1 protein-coding gene is annotated in these 308 nt (G+C 65.9%); it reads left to right on the top strand.

Going from position 1 to position 308, the window contains the following annotated elements; all coding sequences use genetic code 11:
• On the top strand, positions 1 to 308 hold a 308-nt coding region (locus KW821_RS21955; RefSeq protein ID WP_218292865.1), incomplete at both ends, for a hypothetical protein.

Genomic DNA, 308 nt, shown 5'->3' with positions numbered 1-308 from the left:
ACGTGGGCACGGCCAGCGGCGGGACGGTGAACTACAGCTACACCCTGAGTGCGACCATCGACAACGACAGCAAGCTGGGGGCGACGCCCACCGGGTTTGACGACAGCATCACCATCGGGGTGAACGGAGTGAGTGGCACCAGTGGCAGCGACGAGCTGATAGTGCGCATCGTTGACGATGTGCCGACGGCCAACAACGACGCGGGCGGTACCACCACCGAGGATGTGGCCGGCAGCCTGAGTGGCAACGTGCTGGGCAACGACACCGTGGGTGCCGACACCCCGGCGGTCTTTGTGGGCTGGAGTGCG

Source organism: Aeromonas sp. sif2416 (assembly GCF_019218665.1).
In the GTDB taxonomy this organism is placed as follows: domain Bacteria; phylum Pseudomonadota; class Gammaproteobacteria; order Enterobacterales; family Aeromonadaceae; genus Aeromonas; species Aeromonas encheleia.
The sequence above is the reverse complement of the archived record's forward strand: the minus strand, read 5'-3'. Positions and strand labels throughout refer to the sequence as shown.